This window comes from Kitasatospora sp. NPDC059803 (assembly GCF_042732255.1).
Classification (GTDB): Bacteria; Actinomycetota; Actinomycetes; order Streptomycetales; family Streptomycetaceae; genus Kitasatospora.
On record NZ_JBHWIJ010000044.1, the window covers coordinates 23281 to 29280 of the forward strand.

8 protein-coding genes are annotated in these 6000 nt (G+C 69.7%); 5 read left to right on the top strand and 3 right to left on the bottom strand.

From position 1 onward, the window contains the following. Positions 1-553: 553 nt before the first annotated feature. The 5 genes from ACFV6I_RS10380 to ACFV6I_RS10400 all read left to right on the top strand — a co-directional run bounded on the left by ACFV6I_RS10380 (position 554) and on the right by ACFV6I_RS10400 (position 4605). Complete coding sequence (locus ACFV6I_RS10380) at positions 554-1984, top strand: alkaline phosphatase family protein (RefSeq protein WP_380424363.1); 1431 nt, start codon at positions 554-556, stop codon at positions 1982-1984. Positions 1985-2617: 633 nt separating this feature from the next. Further along, on the top strand, positions 2618-3127 hold the full coding sequence (locus ACFV6I_RS10385) for a hypothetical protein (RefSeq protein ID WP_063351740.1): 510 nt from the start codon (positions 2618-2620) through the stop codon (positions 3125-3127). 203 nt (positions 3128-3330) lie between these two features. Continuing rightward, positions 3331-3714: a hypothetical protein gene (locus tag ACFV6I_RS10390; RefSeq protein WP_380424365.1), complete on the top strand. Its 384-nt coding sequence runs from the start codon at positions 3331-3333 to the stop codon at positions 3712-3714. Positions 3715-3796: 82 nt separating this feature from the next. After that, positions 3797-4054 carry a hypothetical protein gene (locus ACFV6I_RS10395; protein WP_380424367.1) on the top strand — a complete coding sequence of 86 codons (258 nt, stop codon included), beginning with the start codon at positions 3797-3799 and terminating at the stop codon, positions 4052-4054. A gap of 314 nt (positions 4055-4368) precedes the next feature. Further along, positions 4369-4605, top strand: a complete 237-nt coding sequence (locus tag ACFV6I_RS10400) for a hypothetical protein (RefSeq protein WP_063351744.1) — start codon at positions 4369-4371, stop codon at positions 4603-4605. Here the strand turns inward: ACFV6I_RS10400 and ACFV6I_RS10405 are convergent. The 3 genes from ACFV6I_RS10405 to ACFV6I_RS10415 all read right to left on the bottom strand — a co-directional run bounded on the left by ACFV6I_RS10405 (position 4599) and on the right by ACFV6I_RS10415 (position 5830). After that, the gene (locus ACFV6I_RS10405) at positions 4599-4793 is read right to left on the bottom strand and encodes a hypothetical protein (RefSeq protein WP_380424369.1); all 195 of its coding nucleotides are present in this window, start codon (positions 4791-4793) and stop codon (positions 4599-4601) included. The two genes, ACFV6I_RS10400 and ACFV6I_RS10405, sit on opposite strands and share 7 nt — an antisense overlap. After that, positions 4790-4984 (bottom strand): hypothetical protein, encoded by a 195-nt coding sequence (locus ACFV6I_RS10410; RefSeq protein WP_363378680.1) that lies wholly within the window; start codon positions 4982-4984, stop codon positions 4790-4792. Before ACFV6I_RS10410 ends, ACFV6I_RS10405 begins: the two co-directional genes overlap by 4 nt. A 399-nt stretch (positions 4985-5383) precedes the next feature. After that, positions 5384-5830, bottom strand: a complete 447-nt coding sequence (locus tag ACFV6I_RS10415; protein WP_380424371.1) for a hypothetical protein — start codon at positions 5828-5830, stop codon at positions 5384-5386. Positions 5831-6000 lie beyond the last annotated feature (170 nt).

Consider the following 6000-nt stretch of genomic DNA (forward strand, 5'->3'; position numbering starts at 1 on the left):
GCATCGCCAGCCGTCGCGCTTGGCCACATCATCAAGGAGACTCACCCGGACAAACTAGCCTGCCCGGCCGCCACCCCGCGCACCAGGGCCTCGGCAACCAGGTGACCGTGCCCCGGAGGCCCACCTGTCCCATGCGTTCCAGGAGCTCCGTTCGCTGAACGCTTCCGCGAACTTGTCGTTTCCGGGTCTATCGGGCAGTAGTGACGTCGCTTGTCTTCGGGTCTGGGCGGCACCAACGTGGTCGTCAGATTGATCGCGACCGGGCAGTGGGAGATGGGAGAAGGGCGATGGTCCTCGGCCGGCCCCGCTCGGACCGGGTGATGCACCGCCTGGCCATCGCCGTACGGACCCGTCCCCGCCCGGCGTTCGGGCATCGCTTCAGGGCTGTCAGCAGTGGGGTGCGGGGGCGGCTGCAGCGCCTGGCGGGTACCTGACATTCCTTGGCTGTTCATCCGTCATCTCCACTGCCTCGAAGCTCCCGGGGGAAAGCCACAGGTAGTCCGGTGCGGTGACATCCCGCACGCGCACCGGCGCGACGGAGAGGGTAGGGCTGATGTCCGGAATAACCCGACGGAGGCTGCTGGGATCGGCGGCCGGCGCGATGGGAGCGGCAGCGGCGATGAGCCTGCTGCCACCGAGTGTCCAGCGGGCGGTAGCGGCGGGGGTGCCGAAGGCCGGTTCGCTGCGGGACGTCGAGCACGTGGTCCTGCTGATGCAGGAGAACCGGTCCTTCGACCACTACTTCGGCACGCTGGCCGGTGTTCGCGGCTTCGCGGACCCGAACGCGCTGCGGCTGGACAACGGGCGCTCGGTGTTCTACCAGCCCGACAGCGTCAACCCGGACGGCTACCTGCTGCCGTTCCACCTGGACACCCGCACCACGAGCGCCCAGGCGATCCCGTCCACCAGCCACTCCTGGTCGGTGCAACACCGGGCCTGGAACGGCGGGAAGATGGACCGGTGGCTGCCCGCGCACCGGTCCGCCGACGGCGTCAACGGCCCGTACGTGATGGGGTACTACACCCGGGAGGACATCCCCTTCCAGTTCGCCCTGGCCGAGTCGTTCACCATCTGCGACAACTACTTCTGCTCGGTCCAGGGACCGACCTGGCCCAACCGGCTGTACTGGATGACGGGTTCGATCGGAGCCGACGGCGGCCAGGGCGGCCCGATCATCAAGAACTCGGCGCCCGAGCCGCTGACCTGGAAGACCTACCCCGAGCAGCTGGAGGCGGCCGGCGTCAGCTGGCAGGTCTACCAGGAAGCCGACAACTACGGCACCAACATGCTCTCGCTCTTCAAGAGCTTCCAGCAGGCCGCGCCCGGCAGCGCACTGCACCGCAAGGGCATGACCGCCCGGCCGGCCGGCACCTTCGAGGACGACGCGCGCAACAACCGGCTGCCCGCCGTCTCCTGGATCCTGCCGACCAGCTACCAGTCCGAGCACCCGGACTACCTGCCCGCCGCCGGTGCCGACTACGTCGCCTCCAAGATCGAGGCGGTCGCCTCGAACCCCGAGGTCTGGGCGAAGACGGTGTTCATCCTCAACTACGACGAGAACGACGGGCTGTTCGACCACGTGCCGCCGCCGGTGCCCCCGGCCGCGACGCCGGGCGAGTTCGTCGGCGGCCTGCCGATCGGCGGCGGCTTCCGAGTGCCGTGCATCATCATCTCGCCCTGGACGGTGGGCGGCTGGGTCGCCGGCGAGGCCTTCGACCACACCTCGGTGCTGCAGTTCCTGGAGCGGTTCACCGGAGTCCGGTCGACCACCGTCACCGACTGGCGTCGCAACGCCTTCGGGGACCTGACCTCTGCCTTCCAGTTCAACGGCGGCGCGTGCAGGGCCCCGGCGCTGCCCCCGACCGCCGAGCAGCTCGAACTGGCCAAGTACGAGGTGGCGAACTATCCGGCGCCCGCCCTTCCGGGCGCGGGCCAACGGTTCCCCACCCAGGAGCCCGGCGACCGGCCGCACCTGCCCCGATAACACTCAGTAGCACTCGGCGGCCTTCGCCCAGGGCCCGGACCGAAGGCCGCTGCGCACCGCCGGCCCGGCCGTGTCTCGGGCCGGAGCGGCGACCCAGCCACCGCGACGCTATTGCCGATCGTCAACGTGGCCGCCCGTCCCCGAGAGTGCCGTCCGGGAGGCCCATGTTGAACCCGCGACAGCCACGGCCGCTGGGGGTTCGAACTGCATCGAAGCACTTCGACCGGGCACCGTGCGGTTCTGCGAATCCATACCCTTGTCTTGGGAAAAGAAGTGCAGGATGCACATACTGGACGACCTCACCGGTCTTTCCTCTCGTGCGAAGACCCTGCTTGAACGAACCGGCCGGCGCGATGATCCACAGGATCCCCGGCCCTCCACCGATTTCCGGGAGCAGCGACGCGCCACGTCGTTGGCGCGCATTCATCTGGAGCCGAGGTGAATCCGGCCGACGCCAGGTTGAAGAGGCCGCTGCACGAGCAACAGCCACAGCAGCCGGACAACAGATCGCGACAGCCACCGGATGACGACCACTCCTCGACAGAGCTGATTCCACAGAATGTCCGTTAACGGGTCCTTCGACCGCGCCGGAGCGGTAAGTTGACGGCTGCCGACTAGGGAAAGAGCACCGACGTGACCATCGACCAGGCTGCCCTCGGCAGCGCCGTGAAGGCGGTCGCCGCCGCCGCACACACCGATGACCCTGCTGCGCTGTACCGCGCCGTGATGCCGCCGACGGGCACGGACACGCCCCCGGCCGAGGCCGCCAACTGGTTCGGGACGCTCCTCATCCACCTGGCGCTCACCGCGGCGAGCACTTCGCGGCTGGAACAGGGCTGCCCCCGGGAGACCGTCTCGGAATGGATCGAAGAGGCACTGGGCCCGCTGCCCACCCCCGCGCTGCTGCGCGCTGCGGACCCCGGCCACATCGACCACGTCGAGGCGGTCCGCGCCGCAGAGGACTACTCCCAGTGCCGCGAGTATGCCGTCGACCTGATCCGGATCGGCCTGACCGATCCGAATGAAGCACCGGACGCGCGAGGCGTCGATGCCCACTGCACGGTGACGAACGACAAGGACGCGCGGATCACCGTGATGGCGATGCTCGGCCGCCTCGCCGCCGATCCTGGCGAGCGAGGTTGACGGCGCCTCCCCCTTCCGGGTGAGCGGAGTCAGCGGGCGGGAGGATCGGCTTCCACCCGCTGCCAGCGCCGTCAGCACGGCGGCAGGCCGGCGCGTTTCAGGGCTGTGCAAACCGCGAACTCCTAAACGAATCTGGGCACTTGGGGTACCCCACCGAAACATCGCTTCATAGCCGCAAGGTCAGCAAGTTGTACCGGTTGGCCATGACGCGAACAGAGGAACCCACCGTCGATCGAGATCATTTGGCGCGGGACAAGCGCAAAAGCCAGTTCGAATCGAGCGCAGACGAGTACTTCTGTGAGGATTGCTGCCTGCCGCTCGGCATAGCGGACGGAGATGTTCACTCAGACGGATCCACCTGGGAACTCGCGGAACCCGCTCCTTCACGCCCGCGGCTGAGCAACGCCTTCCGCAAGCCAGCCGACATCACGTGCCCAACCGGGCACGGCGCGTTCCAGGCCGCAGTCGCACTCGCCCTCGACGCGGACGGCCAAGTCCGCCGTGTGTCGGTCGGCCTGCGATGTCCGGTCGACGGCACGCTGCGCCTGCACCTCGACAACGCGCAGGTAGTGCCGAGCAAAACCTGACACCGACCTCGCCTGAGGAGCCTGGGCGCGGACGACCGACCGTGGTGATCACCACCGCTCAGCTGACGGGAGAATGAGCCGGGTGACCAACACCCAGCCCCTGCCCCGCGGGATCGGCGCCCTGATCCACGACGCCCGCGCCAAGGCCACGCCCGGCGAGCGGGCCACCCCCCAGCTCCTGCACCTGCGCGAGGCGACCGTCCCCGTGCCGGTGCTCGCCGCAGCCGTCGAGCTGATCGCCCCGCAGCTGGACGACCCCGACCCGGCCACCCGTGAAGCCGCCGGCGCCGTCCACGTCCGCCTGCTCACCGCCATCGAGGACGCCGCACCCGGCCGGTAGCCCGCCGACCGGGCCGGATGTCCCAACACTGTCCCAGCCCGGGCGTGAAAGCGCTCCTACCAGGGAAACGGCCTGGGACCATACTGGCGAATCAGGCAAAGCGGACTGTCAGGTTCCGGACAGTGCAAGAACTGTCCGGAAGACGATCGCCAGTCCGTCAGGCGAGCCCGTGACCTGCGCCGTCACAGAAACACCACACCGCTTCCGGTCGAAATTGGTCTCGACCATTGCCTCGCCTTCACATTCGGAGGAGGCTCCTCGGCGAAGCGCAGGGGCACGGGCCCCGGCGCTCACCATTGGGAGGAAGACCACTCATGTCTCTTCGCAAGGCATTCTCCGCTGTGGCCGTGGCCGGGGTCGTGGCCGGCGGCGCCCTGATCGCCGCCCCGACCGCCCAGGCGTCCACCTACACCTACATCGGCATATACCCGACCGCCGCCGCCTGCCACGCGGCCGGCCAGGCGTATGTGAACAGCCACCAGGCCATCGTCTACTTCTGCGACACCACCACCGAGACCGGCCCGGCACGGCTCTCCGTAGTCCTCTACTGAGCCGCCGGAACGCACTTGATGGTGGGCCGCCGGTCGTGCGGCCCACCATCATCACTGAACGCCTCGCCGACGCCCAGCAGGAAACCGGCACCGTACTGGAGGCCGCGGCGGTCGGCGGGATCGCCACCCGGGCCGTCGCCGACGGCCGACAGCACCAACCCACCGCTGGTGAGCTTGCGGGCGCTCACCGACCGCCGTCCTGGGGGTGGGGGCCGAGAGCGGCTGCGGCCAGGGCCTGCACGGCCGGCGCCCAACGGGCGATCAGGTCCATCACATCGGGCAGCTCTGCGGCGTAGGCGGTGAGGATGGTGCCGTCCTGGTTGCCGCTCAGGTCGATCGCGAAGCGGGGCACCGTGCGGTAGCGGTGATACACCGTCATCTCCAGCGGAAGCTCCTCTCCTGCTGAGTGCGCAGTGGGGCAGGCGTGGCGCTCTGGCCGGCCCGGATTGGTCCACTCGGGCAGTCGTAGAAGACCCCCCCCGGAAGCGTGACAGTTCCGCGAACGGCTCGCACTGCCCGCCCTGTTCCACCAGACTCACCCAGCCCACCATCACGGTCTTCGCGTCAAATCCTGTTCCTCTTGGTCGAGTTCAGGAGCACGCGAAGGCCGCACCGCCGTCCCGGGAACACCCGGACGAGTGATCACCCGGCCCACCTGTTCGAAGCCGGACGATAAATCACAAGCTAAGCGTCGGCTTGAGCTGGAGGCGGAGTCGCACTCCTCGTGTTTCTGGTGGCAGGACCAGCAACGACCGCCGCCCACCAGGGTGACAGCCCCTCACGGCCCGGTCAGCCGCCGGTACCACCATGGCCGCCCCGACGCGTCGGGCCGGACGGAGGACGGCCGCCGGGCGGCATACGGGTCCGGCAGCGTGCGCCGTTCGAACTCTGTGTCGAGCCCGGCGACGATCCGCCCCAACTCGCAGCGGGCGCGCGGTAGCAGGGCGGGGAGCATCGCCTCGATCTCGTCGCGCGCGCCGAGGACGTCGTGGCAGGGGCAGTCCGGCAGGGGCACGTACAGCCACCGGCCGGGCTGGCGCAGGAATTCCTCGTACTGGCCAAGCGCCCTGCTCAGGTACCCGGGCTCGAAGCGCCGGGCTTCGAGGCGTCGTACGGCGGCCTGGGCGTTGCGCCGCAGGCCTCGGATCTGGCTGAACGGTCGGGGCTGCGAGCCCCGCGCGTACCGCGTCTGGGCGCGCAGGGCGCCGGGCGGCCTACGCGGCATCGCCCTTTCTGAGGGAGGTCATGGGCTCACCCTGCCATGCCGCGTGCCGACGCGCGCCCCGGGTTTCCCGGCGGGGCAACCCGGGCGGGGGGGGGGCGGGGGCCGGGTTTCGGGGGGGGGGTGGGGCGTGTGTGTGCCGGCGGGCCCGCCCGGGGGGGCCCGTGGGGTGT

Excerpts from the sequence above, each read along its gene's own strand:
- ACFV6I_RS10380 (WP_380424363.1), top strand. The coding sequence starts at position 554 with ATGTCCGGAATAACCCGACGGAGGCTGCTGGGATCGGCGGCCGGCGCG.
- ACFV6I_RS10390 (WP_380424365.1), top strand. The coding sequence starts at position 3,331 with ATGACGCGAACAGAGGAACCCACCGTCGATCGAGATCATTTGGCGCGG.
- ACFV6I_RS10400 (WP_063351744.1), top strand. The coding sequence starts at position 4,369 with ATGTCTCTTCGCAAGGCATTCTCCGCTGTGGCCGTGGCCGGGGTCGTG.
- ACFV6I_RS10410 (WP_363378680.1), bottom strand. The coding sequence starts at position 4,984 with ATGACGGTGTATCACCGCTACCGCACGGTGCCCCGCTTCGCGATCGAC.
- ACFV6I_RS10415 (WP_380424371.1), bottom strand. The coding sequence starts at position 5,830 with ATGCCGCGTAGGCCGCCCGGCGCCCTGCGCGCCCAGACGCGGTACGCG.